General features: G+C 43.6%; 20 protein-coding genes. 11 read left to right on the forward strand and 9 right to left on the reverse strand.

The window, feature by feature from the left end; genetic code table 11:
• Nucleotides 1–54: 54 nt before the first annotated feature.
• Entirely contained in the window at nucleotides 55–864 is an 810-nt protein-coding gene (gene pdxK, locus RSX31_RS16970) for a pyridoxine/pyridoxal/pyridoxamine kinase (protein ID WP_315635272.1), read from the reverse strand.
• Nucleotides 865–1,031: 167 nt separating this feature from the next.
• On the reverse strand, nucleotides 1,032–1,382 hold the full coding sequence (locus tag RSX31_RS16975) for a general stress protein (protein WP_148970652.1): 351 nt from the start codon (nucleotides 1,380–1,382) through the stop codon (nucleotides 1,032–1,034).
• Between the two features lie 155 nt (nucleotides 1,383–1,537).
• On the opposite strand from RSX31_RS16975, the gene RSX31_RS16980 reads away from it, so the two are divergent.
• The 4 genes from RSX31_RS16980 to RSX31_RS16995 all read left to right on the forward strand — a co-directional run bounded on the left by RSX31_RS16980 (nucleotide 1,538) and on the right by RSX31_RS16995 (nucleotide 4,053).
• Nucleotides 1,538–2,296: a DUF4230 domain-containing protein gene (locus tag RSX31_RS16980; protein ID WP_262372006.1), complete on the forward strand. Its 759-nt coding sequence runs from the start codon at nucleotides 1,538–1,540 to the stop codon at nucleotides 2,294–2,296.
• A 15-nt stretch (nucleotides 2,297–2,311) separates the two neighbouring features.
• A complete protein-coding gene (locus RSX31_RS16985; protein ID WP_315635275.1) occupies nucleotides 2,312–2,983 on the forward strand; it encodes a uracil-DNA glycosylase in 672 nt (223 codons plus the stop codon).
• Between the two features lie 371 nt (nucleotides 2,984–3,354).
• Nucleotides 3,355–3,648, forward strand: a complete 294-nt coding sequence (locus RSX31_RS16990; protein ID WP_148970656.1) for a YwdI family protein — start codon at nucleotides 3,355–3,357, stop codon at nucleotides 3,646–3,648.
• Between the two features lie 33 nt (nucleotides 3,649–3,681).
• The gene (locus RSX31_RS16995; RefSeq protein ID WP_113969283.1) at nucleotides 3,682–4,053 is read left to right on the forward strand and encodes a DUF423 domain-containing protein; all 372 of its coding nucleotides are present in this window, start codon (nucleotides 3,682–3,684) and stop codon (nucleotides 4,051–4,053) included.
• Nucleotides 4,054–4,103: 50 nt separating this feature from the next.
• Here RSX31_RS16995 and gerQ read toward each other — a convergent pair whose 3' ends face one another.
• Both gerQ and hemQ read right to left on the reverse strand, forming a co-directional pair.
• Complete coding sequence (gene gerQ, locus RSX31_RS17000) at nucleotides 4,104–4,535, reverse strand: spore coat protein GerQ (protein ID WP_148970684.1); 432 nt, start codon at nucleotides 4,533–4,535, stop codon at nucleotides 4,104–4,106.
• A gap of 954 nt (nucleotides 4,536–5,489) precedes the next feature.
• Nucleotides 5,490–6,236: a hydrogen peroxide-dependent heme synthase gene (hemQ, locus tag RSX31_RS17005; RefSeq protein WP_148970657.1), complete on the reverse strand. Its 747-nt coding sequence runs from the start codon at nucleotides 6,234–6,236 to the stop codon at nucleotides 5,490–5,492.
• Nucleotides 6,237–6,544: 308 nt separating this feature from the next.
• Here hemQ and pta point away from each other — a divergent pair, with 308 nt between their 5' ends.
• Together pta and RSX31_RS17015 are read left to right on the forward strand one after the other, a co-directional pair.
• Nucleotides 6,545–7,516, forward strand: a complete 972-nt coding sequence (pta, locus tag RSX31_RS17010; protein WP_148996309.1) for a phosphate acetyltransferase — start codon at nucleotides 6,545–6,547, stop codon at nucleotides 7,514–7,516.
• A gap of 301 nt (nucleotides 7,517–7,817) precedes the next feature.
• Entirely contained in the window at nucleotides 7,818–8,660 is an 843-nt protein-coding gene (locus RSX31_RS17015) for a lipoate--protein ligase family protein (RefSeq protein ID WP_148970659.1), read from the forward strand.
• A gap of 432 nt (nucleotides 8,661–9,092) precedes the next feature.
• Here the strand turns inward: RSX31_RS17015 and RSX31_RS17020 are convergent, their stop codons facing one another.
• Complete coding sequence (locus RSX31_RS17020) at nucleotides 9,093–9,905, reverse strand: RsfA family transcriptional regulator (protein ID WP_315635603.1); 813 nt, start codon at nucleotides 9,903–9,905, stop codon at nucleotides 9,093–9,095.
• A gap of 246 nt (nucleotides 9,906–10,151) precedes the next feature.
• On the opposite strand from RSX31_RS17020, the gene RSX31_RS17025 reads away from it, so the two are divergent.
• The 3 genes from RSX31_RS17025 to RSX31_RS17035 all read left to right on the forward strand — a co-directional run bounded on the left by RSX31_RS17025 (nucleotide 10,152) and on the right by RSX31_RS17035 (nucleotide 12,530).
• Entirely contained in the window at nucleotides 10,152–10,376 is a 225-nt protein-coding gene (locus RSX31_RS17025; RefSeq protein WP_034765044.1) for a DUF1450 domain-containing protein, read from the forward strand.
• 283 nt (nucleotides 10,377–10,659) lie between these two features.
• Nucleotides 10,660–11,961, forward strand: a complete 1,302-nt coding sequence (locus tag RSX31_RS17030) for an HD domain-containing protein (RefSeq protein ID WP_148970660.1) — start codon at nucleotides 10,660–10,662, stop codon at nucleotides 11,959–11,961.
• Nucleotides 11,962–12,020: 59 nt separating this feature from the next.
• Nucleotides 12,021–12,530, forward strand: coding sequence for a YwgA family protein (locus tag RSX31_RS17035; protein WP_148970661.1), 510 nt, complete (start codon nucleotides 12,021–12,023; stop codon nucleotides 12,528–12,530).
• 100 nt (nucleotides 12,531–12,630) lie between these two features.
• Here RSX31_RS17035 and RSX31_RS17040 read toward each other — a convergent pair whose 3' ends face one another.
• The 3 genes from RSX31_RS17040 to RSX31_RS17050 all read right to left on the reverse strand — a co-directional run bounded on the left by RSX31_RS17040 (nucleotide 12,631) and on the right by RSX31_RS17050 (nucleotide 13,344).
• Nucleotides 12,631–12,819: a DUF4083 family protein gene (locus RSX31_RS17040; RefSeq protein WP_148996310.1), complete on the reverse strand. Its 189-nt coding sequence runs from the start codon at nucleotides 12,817–12,819 to the stop codon at nucleotides 12,631–12,633.
• A gap of 55 nt (nucleotides 12,820–12,874) precedes the next feature.
• On the reverse strand, nucleotides 12,875–13,087 hold the full coding sequence (locus RSX31_RS17045) for a hypothetical protein (RefSeq protein WP_148996311.1): 213 nt from the start codon (nucleotides 13,085–13,087) through the stop codon (nucleotides 12,875–12,877).
• 71 nt (nucleotides 13,088–13,158) lie between these two features.
• Nucleotides 13,159–13,344 carry a 2-hydroxymuconate tautomerase gene (locus RSX31_RS17050; protein WP_034765056.1) on the reverse strand — a complete coding sequence of 62 codons (186 nt, stop codon included), beginning with the start codon at nucleotides 13,342–13,344 and terminating at the stop codon, nucleotides 13,159–13,161.
• A gap of 291 nt (nucleotides 13,345–13,635) precedes the next feature.
• Here RSX31_RS17050 and RSX31_RS17055 point away from each other — a divergent pair, with 291 nt between their 5' ends.
• Both RSX31_RS17055 and RSX31_RS17060 read left to right on the forward strand, forming a co-directional pair.
• Entirely contained in the window at nucleotides 13,636–14,241 is a 606-nt protein-coding gene (locus RSX31_RS17055; RefSeq protein ID WP_315635604.1) for a site-2 protease family protein, read from the forward strand.
• Between the two features lie 28 nt (nucleotides 14,242–14,269).
• Entirely contained in the window at nucleotides 14,270–14,773 is a 504-nt protein-coding gene (locus tag RSX31_RS17060) for a YwhD family protein (RefSeq protein WP_148970664.1), read from the forward strand.
• A gap of 689 nt (nucleotides 14,774–15,462) precedes the next feature.
• Here RSX31_RS17060 and RSX31_RS17065 read toward each other — a convergent pair.
• Complete coding sequence (locus RSX31_RS17065) at nucleotides 15,463–17,529, reverse strand: transglycosylase domain-containing protein (RefSeq protein WP_315635281.1); 2,067 nt, start codon at nucleotides 17,527–17,529, stop codon at nucleotides 15,463–15,465.
• Nucleotides 17,530–17,535 lie beyond the last annotated feature (6 nt).

The following is a 17,535-nucleotide window of genomic DNA, read 5'->3' on the forward strand; positions in this document are numbered from 1 at the left end:
CAAAAAAAGTGCCAGGCACGAGATCATTCTTTCGTGCCTGGCACTAGCCGGTAATTATTTTTCAAGACGATTGTAAGCCCCGTGCATAACCGGGCCTACGTATTCGTTCAGTTTGAATCCGTGTTTGATGGCTGCCGTTACGAAGGTTTTCGCGTTTTGTACAGCTTCTTTCACGTCTTGTCCATTTGCAAGGTTTGATGTGATGGCTGCTGCGAATGTACAACCGGCACCGTGGTTATAAGTCGTTGCTACTTTCTCTTCTTCAAGTAGAGTGAATTCGTTTCCGTCATAGAATAGATCAAGAGCTTTGTCATGTTGTAATTGCTTTCCGCCCTTGATGACAACATTTTTCGCTCCAAGGTCGTGGATTTTCTTTGCGGCTACCTTCATTTCATCAATGGTTTTGATCGGACCTGACCCGGCAAGCTGACCTGCTTCGAACAGGTTAGGAGTCACTACGGTAGCGCGCTTAAGCAAGTGCTCTCTCATGGCATCCGTTGTTTCAGGGTTTAATACTTCATCTTCGCCCTTACATACCATTACAGGGTCGATGACGACTTTATCCAAACCGAAAGCATCGATTTTCTTCGCTGCAAGCTCAATGATCTCAACTGTACCGAGCATGCCTGTTTTCATTGCATCGATTCCGACAGAAAGAACCGTTTCCAGTTGTGATTCCAATGTATCAATGGATAATGGATGAACCTGGTGGTGCCAATGGTTATTCGGATCCATCGTAACAACCGTTGTAAGAGCCGTCATGCCATGCACGCCATGCTCCTGGAATGTTTTAAGATCTGCTTGGATTCCGGCTCCACCGCTTGTATCGGAACCAGCGATCGTCAGGGTTTTTTTCAATGTCATAGTTGCATTCCTCCTTAGAAAGTAACTCTTTATAATTGTAAAAGTCTGACTAAAGAATATAATATCGGACGGGTAAATACAAATTCTTTTGACTATGGCTGTTTACAAAAAAAGACGCCGGGAATGATATCCTCGACGCCTTTTTGGATTGGATGAATCGTTAAAACTTAGAATGGTTTCGCATCATTATTTGTTGCTTCCTTGGAAGCGACGATGACAAGCTTTCCTTTATCGAGTTCTTCTTCATAGACATCTGCTTCTGCCTGATTCATCCCCACTGACTTCATTTTCGAACGTAATTCGTCTCCGCGGCTGTTGAATAAATTACTCATGGACTCAATGATTCCTTGTTCTTTTATACCGGTGGATTCCGTATGGGTTGCTTCTGTGATATGTTCAGAACGATGTTTGTCATGGGCGAACACATAGATTTCATCTTTAGAGTAACCTTCACTTGTAAACATTTCTATTTCTCTTTTCGCTTCTACTACATTTTCAGCTGTTTGAACTTTATACATAATCATTACCTCCACTTTTAATTTAATGTCTTGTTCCTTCTTTTCCCGGTTGTGCAGAAATAAAACTTTCCATAATATAGAAATACTTTTGAGAGAATAATTGTTTCCAAGATTCTACATTATTTCCTATAATAGAAGAGAGGAAGGTGAAGCATTTGACAAATCAATACAAGAAAATACAAGAAATTGAAGCGCTTTTAGCAGATTTGAAAGCGAGTGAAAGAGAAACCGGTGCCTCTTTGGCGTTTGAGAATAGAAGCAGTAGACGTTTTCCGGCTTGGAAATTAACAACATCCGTTCTGTCCTTTTGGAAAAATAGAGTGTTGTTGATTCTCCTTCTTTTCATCCTATTAGTAGGAGGAGTATCCATAGGGGTCTATTCCTTGTTATCCGGATCTACCTTTACAGAAGAGAAGGGGGCATTTGTCGAACGGATTCAAGAGATGAGTTCCCTGGCCACGGCTCAAGGGTTTATAAAGGCCGTGATCGAGCAGGAGGATAATCAATTATTCGGGAAAGACATCAATACGGATATACCCGGGACAAAACGTAAGCTTCTGATGGTGGTCCCTGGAGCCGTCCTGGCAGGGGTTGATTTACAGGGAATCGATGAAGACGATATTGTAGTTGATGAAGAGAAGAAAGAAATTCAATTAACCCTGCCACGTGCTGAGATTCTCCAAGACCCTTCCATTGATACTGAGAACATTAAGACCTTCTCCGTAGAAGGGATCTTCAGAAATGATGTGGACTGGAACGAAGGGTTTGCCCTTGCGGAAGTGGCAAAGGACCAAATCAGTCAGGAGGCGGTTGAGCAGGGGTTGCTTCAAGCCGCGGAAAAAAACGCAGAGAAATCATTGAAAGGTTTCTTTGAACAATTGGGTTATGACGTTACGATTCAATTTAAGGACTAGAAAGGATGTCTAACAGTGACAAAGATTTTTCAAAACGATTGGGCAGACATTCTGGAAGGTGAACTTCAGAGGGAGTACTATCAGACCTTGAGAGAATGGCTTAAAGGGGAATATGAAACGAACACGACGTATCCTTCCATGCATGACATCTTCAATGCTTTTCATTATACAGCTTACGAAGATGTGAAAGTTGTATTGCTTGGACAAGATCCTTATCATGGGCCGAATCAGGCAGAAGGCTTAAGTTTTTCTGTCAAAAAAGGAGTCAAGATTCCGCCGTCGTTACGAAATATGTACAAAGAGCTTCATGATGATATCGGATGTCAGATCCCTCCCCATGGCTCCCTGGTAAAATGGGCAGAGCAAGGTGTCCTGCTGTTAAATACCGTCTTAACCGTACAAGAAGGGAAAGCGCACTCCCACCGGGGAAAAGGGTGGGAACAATTCACGGACCGTGTCATCTCGATCCTGAATGAGCGAGAGAAGCCGATGGTGTTTATTTTATGGGGGAAACCCGCTCAGGCGAAGCAGGCCCTCATCGATTCTTCCAAGCACTATATGGTAACGGCCCCTCATCCGAGTCCATTATCTGCACACAGGGGTTTCTTTGGAAGTAAACCATATACTAAAACAAACGAATTTCTGCGGGATCAAGGCATAAAAGAGATTGACTGGTGTCTCGAATAACCGGATGTTTCACGTGAAACAATGGATGGCCCCTCGTGTATGGAGGGGTTTGTTTTGTAGAAGGGGGATGCCAAATGATAAATGAGAAGCGTATCAACTGCTTTCAATGCCAATATTTTTATACAACGTGGGAGCAGGCTCATCCCCGGGGCTGTAAAGGCTATGGTTTCAAAACAAGAGCCATGCCTTCACTGGTGGTTTTCCAATCATCAGGGAGTCCCTGTATGAAATTCAAGCCTAAACAGAAATGACTCAGGAAGATATTTGCGAAATCCTTCATTTAGAATTAGGATAGTGATGTAGGTGAAACAGAGGAAGTACATATTGTATGTAATCACGTACGGGAAGACTTGTGGAAGGAGTCATAAATTGTGAATATCCCACATCAATCATTAATAAAGAAAATTGAACATGAGCTCGGAAAAGCAAAATCAGCCGAAAAGTCTCAGCAAATCCGTGAGCATGTGTATTCAATAAAGGCTCTATGTGAAGTTTTGTTGGAGGAAAACCACGGGGGGGCCACTGCAGCACCTTCGTTTCAACCTCAACAAGCGATGCCATATTTACAGGAATCACAACCGAGTCAGAAGCCTGTCACCATCCAGAAAGAAGAACCTCTGGAAACGGATGATGGTGCGAATGGAAATTCATTATTCGACTTTTAATCACTAAGTGAAAGAAAGAACAGGAGGTCCATCATGAAAACATTTATCATTATTGGGGCTATCAACGCCTTTTTATCAGTCGCTTTAGGAGCTTTCGGTGCCCACGCATTGGAAGGGAAAATCTCACAGAAGTATATTGATATTTGGAATACCGGAGTTCTCTATCAGATGTTTCACGCCATCGGAATCATCATTGTAGGGGTACTGATGGGGAATGTGACACCAACCTCATTACTGTCCTGGTCCGGGTGGCTGATGCTGATCGGAACGATTTTATTCTCAGGAAGCCTTTATGTACTGAGCCTATCCGGAATCAAGGTGCTTGGAGCAATCACACCTCTGGGCGGAGTCAGTTTCTTGGCAGCATGGGTGCTTTTGATTGTCTTTGCAGCGAAAACGTTATAAAAAAAGTAAAATACCCTGACAGGAAAGTATTCTCCTGTCAGGGTATTTTTTTATCGCTGGGAATAACTTTGCATAGAACCTCCAGCTCCATACGGATATTCATATTCAATTTCTTCATCAAATGTAATGTAGTCTAAGTAAATCATCGGGATGAGGTACCTGGTCCCCGTTTGTGGATCACTCAGGATAAGGTGATCCCGGCCCGCGGCTTCTATGATTCCTTTGAAGATTTTTGCATTCCATTCTGTATTGTTTTCAAACGTAGTGTAAACAGTCGCTACTTTTCCTTTGTTCAAGCGAAGAATATTCTCGATATATGATTCTTCAATCGGCAGCATCCCCTGAATATTTTGAGTAGGGGCTGGAGCATTCGTCGGTGGAGGTACTTGGAAACCTCCACCACCTTGCTGTTGGGGATAATATTGTTGACCCTGAACCTGCCCTCCTCCGTAATATTGACCATATGGATTATACCCTTGCATATACGGGTTTGATTGTTGATTAGCCAAACCGAATACCTCCTTTTAATAAAGTTAAAATACTTTCGGACAATCTCTTTGAGCAGGCTGATAGAAACAACGGGACTTCAAGAAGTTTCACTTCCTTCTCGTGATAAGGAATAACAGCCACCTCACTTTAAAGATGCTATATGTCTCACTATTTCATGTCTATGTAGGGGGAGAAAAATATATTCGTTTGTTTTTTGAATGAGGAAGACGAACTTTTTTTAATAAAAGTTCCTTTCGTAAACTTTGTGTCTTTGCATAACTTCTCAAAAATGAATTTCTGTTTTAGATGAGGGGTAGTGTGAAAATAGGGACCGTTACTTTCCGCTCCAGGCACTTGCTTTCCGCGGGGAGGAAGTCGAGCCTCCTCGACGTTCCGTCTGTGGGGTCTCGACCTTTCCTCTATTTCCCGCAGGAGTCAAGTGCCTTCCGCTCCAATCCACTCTGTGCTGCTCCTAATGACAGATGGCCAAAACAAAAAAAGCTCCTATTGTAGAAATATTGAGCGTTTGTTCCCCCAATAACTATCTACAAAGGAGTAATAGAAAATTTTATGTTAACTCATAAATCGAAGTATCCTTAAACCATCTTTCAAATGAACCAAACAATGATACCACCGTAAATGACCTCATTTAAAGAGAGCAGTAGTCCGTTTTCCATATTAAGCAAGCTCTGTCATGAATTTTTTTATGGATGGTGAGGGGAACTGCGTAGACTCCTGCGGAAGTACGGACGTGCCGAGACCCCGGAAGCGAAGCTGAGGAGGCTCGGCCGAACGTCCGCGGAAAGCGAAGCAGTTCCCCACACCATCCAGCACACGCTTGTTGACAGAGCTCCAGGCAGATCTTATGTTACAAAACAACCATCTGAGAAGAAAAGAGCCTAAAAAAAAAACGACAAGCCAAGAGGGCTTGTCGTTTATCATTGTATTTAGTTCACGTGAAGGAATTTCGCGATTGCTTCTTCTTTTAATAGATTACCTACATAGAAAGTACCGAATTCGCCGTAGCGTGCACTTACTTCATCAAAACGCATTTCGTATACAAGCTTTTTGAATTGAAGGACGTCGTCAGCAAATAGGGTCACACCCCACTCGTAATCATCAAAACCAACAGAGCCCGTGATGATTTGTTTGACTTTTCCTGCGTATTGGCGGCCGATCATTCCATGACTTCTCATCATGTCGCGACGCTCTTCCATCGGCAGCATGTACCAGTTATCATTACCCTGGCGGCGCTTGTCCATCGGATAGAAGCAGATATGATTCGCTTTCGGAAGGATCGGGTAGATGCGCTCCTGTACATATGGATTATCATAAGGATCGCCCTCTGAAGGCATGTAGTTGCCAAGTTCCACTACAGAAACATAAGAGTATGTCGGAATCGTGAATTCAGCGATCTTCAGCTTGTTGAATTCATTTTCCAGTTCATTTAATTCTTCCATCGTAGGACGAAGGATCATCAGCATGAAGTCTGCTTTTTGACCAACGATCGTGTAAAGAGCGTGACTGCCTTCCTTCGCATCCTGCGTGCTGTTTAACTTATCTAAGAAACGGTGGAATTCAGAAATCGCCGAGGATCTTTCTTCACTCGGAAGCATCTTCCAGGACGTCCAATCCATCGCGCGAAAATCATGCAGGGAATACCAACCATCTAACGTTTGTGCCGGTTCTGCCAATGTAATCACTCCTTAAAGTACTTTTTCCAACTTTACTATATCATAGTTTGGCCCTGGAGTAAGAATACAAAACCCAATGTCGTTAAAATGGCACAAATAGTGGATAGGCAAGGGATATGTGGAACACACTATCCTAGTAGATTATGACATAGGCTTAGGGGTGTAGAGAAAAGGGTAAAAGGAAATAGGAATTATTAGAAAACAAAGACTTTTTCCGTGAAACCGATAACATTTCCCCTTTTCCTTGAATTCCTATATGAGAAGAGTATTCTAAGATTGGATATGTATAAATCAAGGAGGTCCCTCTATTGAGCAACTTATTTACAACATTAACAGATAAAGTAAAAGGAAAAGAGTTAAAAATCGTTTTCCCTGAAGGTACAGACGAACGTATTCTAACAGCAGCCTCCCGTTTAGCCGGCGACGGCATCTTGACGCCGATCGTAGTCGGTAACGTGGATGAAGTCAATGCAAAAGCCGACCAGCTTGGTGTGAAGCTTGACGGTTGTGACGTTGTAGACCCGGCATCATTCCCTGGAATGGACGAGCTTGTGAAGGCATTCGTAGAGCGCCGTAAAGGAAAAGCCTCAGAAGAAGATGCGAAAAGAATCCTATTAGACGGAAACTATTTCGGAACGATGCTTGTATACACGGGCAAAGCTCACGGTCTTGTAAGTGGAGCAGCTCACTCGACAGCTGATACGGTTCGCCCGGCTCTTCAAATCATCAAAACAAAAGAAGGCGTCCGCAAAACGTCCGGTGTCTTCATCATGGTACGTGAAGAAGAGAAGTATGTATTCGCTGACTGTGCGATCAACATTTCACCTGACAGCCAGGATCTTGCTGAAATCGCAATCGAAAGTGCGAAAACAGCTGAAATGTTTGACATCGATCCTCGTGTTGCAATGCTAAGCTTCTCTACAAAAGGTTCGGCTAAATCACCGGAAACGGAAAAAGTGGTTGAAGCCGTTTCCGTTGCAAAAGAAAAAGCACCGGAACTGACAATTGATGGTGAATTCCAATTCGACGCAGCATTCGTTCCATCTGTTGCAGAGAAAAAAGCACCGGGTGCCGACATCCAAGGTAATGCGAATGTATTCGTATTCCCGAGCCTTGAAGCAGGAAACATCGGATACAAAATTGCCCAACGCCTAGGAAACTTCGAAGCAGTAGGCCCGATCCTTCAAGGACTGAACGCACCTGTAAACGATCTTTCACGCGGCTGTAATGAAGAAGATGTGTATAAGCTTGCGTTGATTACGGCTGCTCAGGCGCTGTAATTTAATAGATGTTGTATATAAAGCCGGATCCTTTTGGGGTTCGGCTTTTTTTTCGTTTGTGTGTGCTGAATTGGTGGCTGGCACCAGTGATCTGGAGAGAATTACGTTTGCCTGTTAAATATCCCTCTTTTTTTAACAGGCAAATAAACCGGAATATTCATCTGTCAAGATAACCGTAGTTTTTAACAGGCAACCAATCTCAAACGAAATGCGAACCCCATGGATTGTCCAACCCTTTTTTAGCAACCCCATCATTATATGATATAATGAGCTCGCATGTTGTGAGTGAAGGAGAAGCGTTATGGATAAGGAAAAAGCATATGCACTGCTTCGTCAAGACAGATGGAGAGTGATTGATCAATCGAGCTTGGGACCGATGTTCGGGGCCCTGCAGTCGTTTGCCATGGATGATACGTTGTGCACGGCGATTGGAGCAGCTCAGTCAGACCCGACGGCACGCTCATGGGTGCACCATCAAACGGTCGTACTGGGCATTCAGGATACAAAGCTGCCGTTTCTTTCGGATGCCTTGAAGGTGTTGGAAGAAGAAGGCTATCAATATATTGTACGAAACTCCGGGGGCCTTGCCGTTGTATTGGATGAAGGAGTTTTGAATCTATCACTGGTTTTCCCCGATTCTGAAAAAGGGATCGATATTAACCGTGGCTACGATGCCATGTGGTTGCTTGTTGAGGATATGTTCAAGGACTTTGATGTGAAGATCGAGGCGAAGGAAATCACGCAATCCTACTGTCCCGGAAGTTACGATTTGAGCATACATGATCAGAAATTTGCGGGTATTTCTCAGCGCAGGATTCGAAATGGGGTAGCTGTACAGGTGTACCTCTGCGTCAATGGAAGTGGTGCTGAACGAGCGAAGCTGATTCAGCGTTTTTATGAGACCGGGTTGAAGGATGGAACGACGAAGTTTACGTTTCCTGTTATTGATCCTGAAGTGATGGCTTCTTTATCGGAGCTGCTTGGAGTCGAGTTATCGATACAAGACGTGATGCTCCGCTTTCTGCAATCGTTGAAAGGGTTCAGCGGTGAGTTTTATAGCAGTGCCCTTCAAGGGGAAGAGTATGGAATGTATGAAATGTATTATCAGAGAGTCGTTGATCGGAATGAGAAGTTTTTAGGTTAGAAAGATAGATAAGCTGGACTTCGATTGATTTGTGGTCTGGCTTTTTTGGTGGTGTGAGAATTGGTTGACAATGGTAAAAGACGCATAAAATAAAAAAACGACGCAAAAAAATTTTAAAATGACGCAATGACGACTCCTCTCTACTACTTTTGAAGCACCAATTCCTATCGTAAGGTCAATTTTTAGCCTGTTAGCCTTATTTTCATCTGAAAAGGTCTTGAAATAACTGTATTTTCACATAAAATACATCTTTTGCATTCTTTTAGTTTTGTAGAAAAAGGCTTGATCATACATTCACAAGCACTTCGCAACCCCCTTATGCTCCAAAACCTTCCTACAACCCATACCTCTACACCATCCACAAGGCACCATACTGTCACAACCCAACCAAAAAACCAGCACGCCCACAGGCGCACTGGTTGGGAACTAGCATTATTCCGCTACTTTTTCTAAGTTTCCGTTCGGATCCATTTTGAAACGTGGGGCTTTGGCATCGTCTTCATCGAATAGGACAAGCTTTCTGGCACGGTTCATGATTTGCATAAGTGTTTCGTAGTCTTCCTGCATGGTGACGGAATTGTTTTCAAGAGCTTTGACTTTCTTTTCAAGCTCGCTGTTTTCTTTTCTGATTTCAGCGATTTCCTGCTTTAATCTCTGATTCTCTATTTTTACATAGTCGGAATTCATGTTGGTTTGAGCAAGGTTTTGCAGGAAGGCAATGACTTTTTCGAGTGTCACTTCACCTTTTAATCCTGAAGGCTTTACAACATGGTTAGCGGCAGGCGCCTGATGTGTGACGTAGACTGGTTCCTCGCTTGCTTCCATTTCGAATTTCGGGGCTTCTTCGGATTCTTTCCCCAGCTGCTCCGTTTCGGGCACATAGTTCTCGTACTCAGCAAATTCCATTTCTTCTTCGGCTTCAGACATTGATAGAGACATAGCATCTAAATCTTCGAATGAAGGCGTTGGTGGCTGGTACAAAAGCTTTTTCTTGCCGCCCTGGTCTTTCCCGAGGATGCGGTGGCGCTGTTTGCGTTGTTTTTTTGCTAGTTGAAGAGCTTTCTCGTATTGGTGACGCACCACTGCGTTCCAGCGGAATCCACATGCGGCAGATGTGCGGTTCAGTTTGTCCCCGACTTCTTCAAAGGCATTTAATTGTGTGCTGCCTTCCCGTACATGACGTAGGACCGTTTCGGCTAATAATAGATCATTTTCTTCCGTCCAGGCATCCTGTCTTGTTTTCATCATCATTTCATCTCAACTCCCATAGTTTTCTTAAATGATTCGTTGGTTAAAGGATGGACAGTTTTATAGGTTTTTATACGAATATGTTAAATTTATTTTTTGTCTGCTAGTTTCGTTGTATAAGTGGGGGTTCCCACAAGCTGGAAACGATGTTCTCTTGCAAAACTTTGCAGAAAACTGTATTCTATAAATCGATGTTTACGACGAATAAAAATCATTTAAATAGATAGAAAGGGTTGTTGGCAAATGGCAAACGAATTTCGTGTTTGCGATGATTGTCAGGCCGTTAACCTAAAGACATTGATTCCCAAATTAAAAGAAATTGACCCGGATGCACCGATCGATATTGCGTGTCAATCCTATTGTGGTCCAGGGCGCAAGAAGACATTCGCTTTCGTGAATAATCGTCCTGTAGCGGCGTTGACTGAAGAAGAACTCATGGAAAAAGTAATCAAGAAAATAAAGAAATAAAGGAAAACTTCCAGTGAGGGAGTTTTTTCTTTTCTGTTGAATAAAAAAATATAGGTTTGGCTCTTATTGGAAAAGGAAACTAGTTAGAGGGTAGAGAATAAGTAGGGAAAGCGTAGATTTTTGTCAAGCGTGCTTAAAAGCTGAAATTTTTTTGAAGGAAATGGAACGCTTGGCATGGATCATTCAGAAGCCAAATACCTATTTTTTTCGACAGAATTCGAGATGAATACCAGTACGAAAGTAGCTATAATATAAATATGCTAGTTTAGGAAGAGGGTAGAAGATGGAGTATGCCAAGCAGAAATTACATGAAGAAAAAGTATTTAAAGACCCTGTTCATCGGTATGTTCATGTAAGGGATCGCGTGATTTGGGATTTGATTGGAACGAAAGAGTTTCAACGACTTCGCAGGATCAGGCAGCTGGGAACCACTTACCTGACTTTTCATGGTGCAGAGCATAGCCGGTTCAATCATTCTCTTGGCGTGTATGAGATCATCCGCCGAATCGTGGACGATGTCTTCGCAGGCAGACCGGAGTGGAATCAGGATGAGCGGTTATTGTCCCTTTGCGCTGCGTTATTGCACGATCTGGGGCATGGACCGTTTTCCCACTCCTTTGAAAAAGTGTTTCACCTGGATCACGAGCACTTCACCCAAGCCATCATCTTAGGGGATACAGAGGTGAATGAGGTTCTGACGAAAGTGGGACCTGATTTCCCGAAACATGTAGCGGAAGTGATTGCGAAAACGTATAAGAACAAGCTGGTTGTCAGTCTGATTTCAAGTCAGATCGATGCGGACCGAATGGATTATTTGCAGCGTGATGCCTATTTTACAGGGGTCAGCTACGGTCATTTCGATATGGAGCGAATTCTTCGTGTGATGAGACCCCGTGAGGACCAAGTGGTGATCAAACAGAGTGGAATGCATGCAGTGGAAGATTATATTATGAGCCGTTATCAGATGTATTGGCAGGTATATTTCCATCCGGTCACACGGAGTGCTGAAGTGATTTTAACGAAGATCCTACATAGGGCGAAGGAGCTTCATGAAGAGTATTACTCTTTTAAGCAAAGCCCGATCCATTTTTACTCCCTGTTTGAAGAAGAGGTTTCACTTCAGGATTATTTGAAGCTGGATGAAGCGGTCATTATGTATTATTTCCAAATTTGGCAGGAAGAAGAGGATCCGATTTTACGGGACTTATGCGAGCGGTTCATGAACCGTAATTTATTTAAGTACGTGGAATTTGATCCGGCTAAGGAATATAAGAAGCACAGTGAGCTTGAAGTTCTGTTTAAAAAAGCGGGGATCGACCCTGACTATTATTTAGTGGTGGACTCATCTTCAGACCTTCCATACGATTTCTACAGACCTGGGGAGGAAGAAGAACGGCTTCCGATTCATCTGTTAATGAGAAATGATGAGCTGCGCGAGTTGTCGAGGCAGTCGGATATCGTCGATTCTATTTCCGGAAAACGCCGAACCGATCATAAATTATATTATCCAGTGGATTTACTATATGACGAATCAACGAAGAAAAATATTAAGAGACAAATACGTACGATTCTAGAATTAACATAAACGACACGACACAATGAGGATCTGAAAAACGCAATACTAGGAGTAGGAGATGACGTACATTGTTGAAAGATCATGCAAAACTAATGAGTGCCTTCTTAGCCTCGGGTGAAGTGGTGGGAAGAAAAAAGCTTCAGAAGATGATCTTCATCGCGAAGAAGCTTGAATTCCCGTTTCAGGAAAAATTTCAGTTCCATTTTTATGGACCATACTCGGAAGAGCTTACCCTCAGGGTGGAAGAGCTCTGCAATATGGGATTCATCTCCGAGGTGAAGGAGAAAAAGGGTGGATATTATCAATACAGGTACACCGTCACCAAAGAAGGGGAAGACTTCCTGCAGATCTATGAGAAAGAGATGCCCTGTTTAGAAGATTGCCTGACGGATATGAACGTTCAATCAGCACGCTTTCTTGAACTTGTTTCGACAGTCTTATATTTTGATAACCTTCCAAAAGATGAAGTCGTGGAGAAAGTATTCACACTTAAGAGCAAACAGAAATATACAGAAGAAGAAATCGACGAAGCCTTCGCATATATCGAAGGATTAAAATTGAAAAAAATCGTCCAATAAAGGACGTTTCATATGAATGGCGGGGATCACTCGAAATGGGTGATCCCTTTTTAAATGAACAAAAAAATCGTCACTCAAGAGCGTAACGATTTTCCTCACTTTATTTAGGTGTTTGATCCATTTTTTCTATAATCTGATCAAGCTTTTCTTCAATTTGTTTATCATATTTCCGCTGCTGGATCCTTCGATTTCGAAACCCTTTTGCCACCATGAAAGCAACCACCACAATGGCTGCAAGGAAAGCCATCATGAACAATTGGAAGAGTACATCACCGGTATCCATGTCCATTTCACTTCCTCCTTTCCATATGGGTTTGGTATATCGTATTCATCAAAGTGAGAAATTACCCCTTTTTTACGTTTAAGTAGGCTTCATAGCCGAATGTGATGACCAGTCCAGTAAAGAAGAGGAAGGCGGAGGAAAAGAGGTCCCTGCCTATTATCAATGAAGACATATAGTTAACGGCGAGTAACCCCATATATGTATAGAATCCCAGTACGGCACTTTTGTTCCAGTTGGACTTTTCTTTAGGGGACATGGATTTGAAGAATTTCATATGCGCTCCTTCGTATAGAAAACGATTGAAGCCTGCGATCGGTCTGATGGCAGGCTTATTGTCCTTAATTCTTATTGATCACTGAGTCTCTTACCGCCGACTGCATAGTGACCTTTCGTCATTTCTTCAATGAAGACAACGATTTTTTCTTCAGGTGCTCCGGTTGTTTCACTTACGGCTTCGGTTACTTTTTCGACGAGGGCGCGTTTCTGTTCTTCTGAACGGCCTTCGAGCATTTTTACGGTGATATAAGGCATTATGGTTCGCTCCTTGCATTTGGATTTGGTACAATCTGTGGTAGGCATGTTCGTTTTAACCCCCCTTTTAAATGTAAATGGTAGGGGTTGTAAGAGCAAGCTTCTTATGGTGGGGAATTGGAATTGTTCCTTAGAGTGGTCATGAAGGCAGGAATTTTTCTGTATACTATTGAATAAGAAAGTAAATCATTTTTTAAAGGAGTACATACTTTGGATACATTTAGCTCTCTTTTTGAGTCAATTTCCGTCTTTCGCTTGGAAGAGCTTCCGTTTGTGGTGATTGCCCTGGTCATGGCCTTTACGGTTCATGAGTTTGCCCATGCATTTGTGGCGTACAAATTTGGTGACACGACAGCGAAGGATCAGGGAAGGCTCACGTTAAATCCGGTTCAACATCTGGATCCCCTGGGAACCATTTTAATTTTAATTGCGGGGTTTGGCTGGGCGCGTCCTGTGCCGGTCATGAGATCCCGATTTAAAAATCCCCGTTTGGCAGGGGTATTAGTTTCAGTGGCAGGCCCGCTGAGTAATTTCTTACTTGCATTCATTGCATTCGGATTTTTTTATTTTTTTGTAGGAGTGACTGGTGGAGTCGGGGTTCCTCCCTTTGTCATCGATCTCCTGCAGATGATCGTGTATCTGAATGTGTTGTTATTTGTGTTTAATCTACTGCCGTTCCCTCCCCTGGATGGGTACCGGATCATAGAGGATTTATCACCTAATCATATCAGGGCAAAAATGACTCAGTATGAGCAGTATGGAGTCGTGTTATTTCTGATCATCGTGATCACACCCCTTGATGAGTATACGATCTGGCCGCTGTTACAAGGTGGGATGACAGCAACCAACCAGGCTTTCAGTGCCATTTTTACAACTGTTTTTTCAGTCTTTAGCTAGAATGTCAACTTTGAAGGAGTGAAGATACATGGAAAAGAAAAAGAACATCGGGTTCAATATCATCAAAAGTGATCCTACTGACGGCCACGGTGGCTATGGTGTAGGCTCATTAAGTCTTGATAATGTTTCCCCAGTGATGATTGATGTCGAAGAAGGGGAAGCGACGATTGAAATCGGAGCGATGCATGCCAGGAGCCCAATTGAAAAAGGGATTAAATTCACGAATAATCGGGATGATTCAGCAGGCGGTAAGCCGTACTGGTTAATCTGGGTAACCATTGACCGTATGGAAAATGGACCGTACTATGCAGGCGTGACGGCTTGTGAAATGGTCGTGAACCGTGAGAAGCGCAGAGGATACAAGTCCATGCCGGAGCATGTGAATAATATGGATAAATCGATTAAACGTAAAATCGTCCTTGATCATCTGGACGACAAGTCGAAAGGGATTCTCACTGACTTCCTGAAGAAACATGATGAGGGTATGTGGGAACGCTCAAAAGACGAATTAAAGGAAGCGTTAAAAGTTTAAAAAGATAGAAAAAACTTCTTTTGTGAACAAACTATGACATTTTTTTGAATATGTCGTTCACATCTTGCCCTTATGCTTGAAAAAAAGTACACTTAAATCACAGTTTGCACATAAACTAGGACATGAAAAACCACGGGTTCGCACAAACCCGTGGTTTTTCGTTTTTTTATAGAGATTTAGAGTGATTTGAGGGTGTGAATTGGATTTGTTGAGGGGACTTTCTAATTAACTTGTGCCACTTTTGAACTTTGTTGCGCTAAAATGTGAACACTACACTTTTTGGCCTGAACAACCCGCTTCCGCTTTTCGAAATGTCCAGCTCCAGGGGCTTGGGGCTCGAGGTCATAAGCCAAGTCACCCAAAAAGGCAAAGGGCGCCTTACCGGGTGACTCGTCTTATGCTTGTCACCCCAGGGCGAGCCCCTTCCGCTTTTCGAAATGTCCAGCTCCAGCGGCTAGTCCCTCGAGGTCATAAGTCAAGAACGCCAAAAAGGCAAGGAGCGCCTTTCCGGCGTTCTCGCCTTATGCTTGTCGGGCCTGAACAAGCCGCTTCCGCTTTTCGGTATGTCCAGCTCCAGGGCTTAGAGGCTCGAGGTCATAAGTCAAACCTGCCAATAAGGCAAAAACCCGCCTTTTCAGCAGGTTCGCCTTATGCTTGTCGCCTCTGGGCAAAGCCCTTCCGCTTTTCTGTTAAAAAATCCAATCCTTCACCTTTTCATACCAAGGCTTTTCTTCTTTTTTCACTGGTGTCTTTTCTTTCGGTGCTTCATTTTCACCCAGGTGTTCATGACAGTACTCGGTTGGTTCGGTTCCTTTTACAAAGTACGTGAAGCGCTGCACGGGACAGTCCTCTGTGGCCAGTTTCCCGTTATGAGGATTCACGGCTACGCCGACGACACCCTTCGTCGGTTTGAAGTTTTTGACGGGTTCATCCTTCAGGGCTTCTTCCATGAAATTCACCCAGAGTTTCTTGGCTAAATATTTATCGTCGACCAGGGAGATTTCTTTTTCTTTGTCATATCCGGTCCACACCCCTGCAGTGAGCTGAGGTGAGTAGCCGATCATCCAGTTATCTGTGTTGGTGGTACCTGATTTCCCGGCATAGGGACGGGTGGCGTCTTTCCGGATCTGGATCCCCGTCACCGTTGAGTAATCATTGAGCTTTTGATCAAATATTCCACTCAGCATATGTGTCATGACATACGCTTGATCAGGGTCCAAAACTTGTTCTTTTTCAGATTTATTTTCGTAAATGACGTTACCGGACCAGTCTTCCACACGCGTAATGAATACCGGTTTCACCTTATAACCTCCGTTTGCGAAGATATTGTAGGCGTTGACCATATCGATGACTCTTGCCCCTGATGTACCGAGTGCAGAGGAAGGATACTTTTTTACCTTTGTCGTTAATCCGAATGTATCCTGTGCTGTTTTCGTTAAGGTATCCTGACCGATGAAAAGGTGGGTTTTCACTGCGTACACATTATCGGAAAGGGCAATGGCCTGAGCAAGGGTGATATCATCCCCTGCATATTTATTGTTGTAGTTGTGAGGTGTGTATTTCGCTTTGCCATCATCAAATGTGAATGAAGTTAACTCACTTTTCATCGTCGTTGACGGTGTGAAACCTTGCTCCAGGGCAGAATAGTACAGGAGCGGTTTAATCGTTGATCCCGGCTGACGAATGGCCTGAACCGCACGATTAAACGGGCTTTCCTCATAGCTTCTTCCACCGACAAGCGCTGTTACATGACCATTCTTTGGGTTCATCGATACAAAGCCCAGCTGAATATCAGACTCATCGGGGATTTGTTCCTTCACGACTTTTTCTGCGACTTTTTGATGGTCGGGATTGAGGGTTGTGTATACCTTCAGTCCGCCCATTTCAACGGTTCGATCTTCTATGCCTAAGTCTGAGCGGAGAATGCTTTTCACAACATCTTGAAAATACGGAGCCGTTTCTGCCTTATGGTGTGCGTGCTCGCCTGTAATAGTAATCGGAGCTGCCTTTGAAACGACCTGTTGTTCTTTTGTAATGAAGCCGTCCTCGGTCATGGACTGGAGGATCAGCTCCTGACGCTTCTTGGCATTCTCCATATTGGCCACGGGTGAATAGTACGTCGGTGCTTTCGGGATGCCGGCAATCATAGCGGCTTCTGCAACGGTCAATTGATTGGCATCCTTACCGAAATAGTATTGACTTGCCGCCTGGACCCCGTAGGCGCCGTGTCCATAATAGATGGTATTTAAATAGCCTTCCAGAATTTCTTTCTTCGAATAGTTCATTTCGATACGAATCGTATAGAGGGCTTCTGAAATCTTTCTTTTCCATGTCTTGTCATGGGATAAAAATAGATTACGAGCATACTGCTGGGAAATGGTACTGGCTCCTTGTACCTTTGACATGGCTTTCAAATCGGCAAGTGCTGCTCCCGCCATACGTTTGATATCGAAGCCATAGTGCTGATAGAAGCTTTTGTCTTCGATGGAGATGGTGCCTTCGATGAGCGCAGGGGAGATTTCTTTCAGGCTCACCCAATATCGTTTCTCTCCTGTATTCGTTTCCCCTATAACCGAACCGTCCTCACCGTAGAGCAAAGTGGATTGAGGCACAGCAAGTGGAGGCGGCCCCTGGATTTTAGCATATGTTAAAATTCCGATCAGACCGACAAGAATCAAAACCGCCCCCAATAAACCTGCAACGACTGCCACTCTGGCATACTTTTTTGTTCTCTCCATTCGTGCTATCAGTTCCATGCCTCT

This window comes from Rossellomorea yichunensis (assembly GCF_032337515.1).
Taxonomy (GTDB): Bacteria; Bacillota; Bacilli; order Bacillales; family Bacillaceae_B; genus Rossellomorea; species Rossellomorea yichunensis.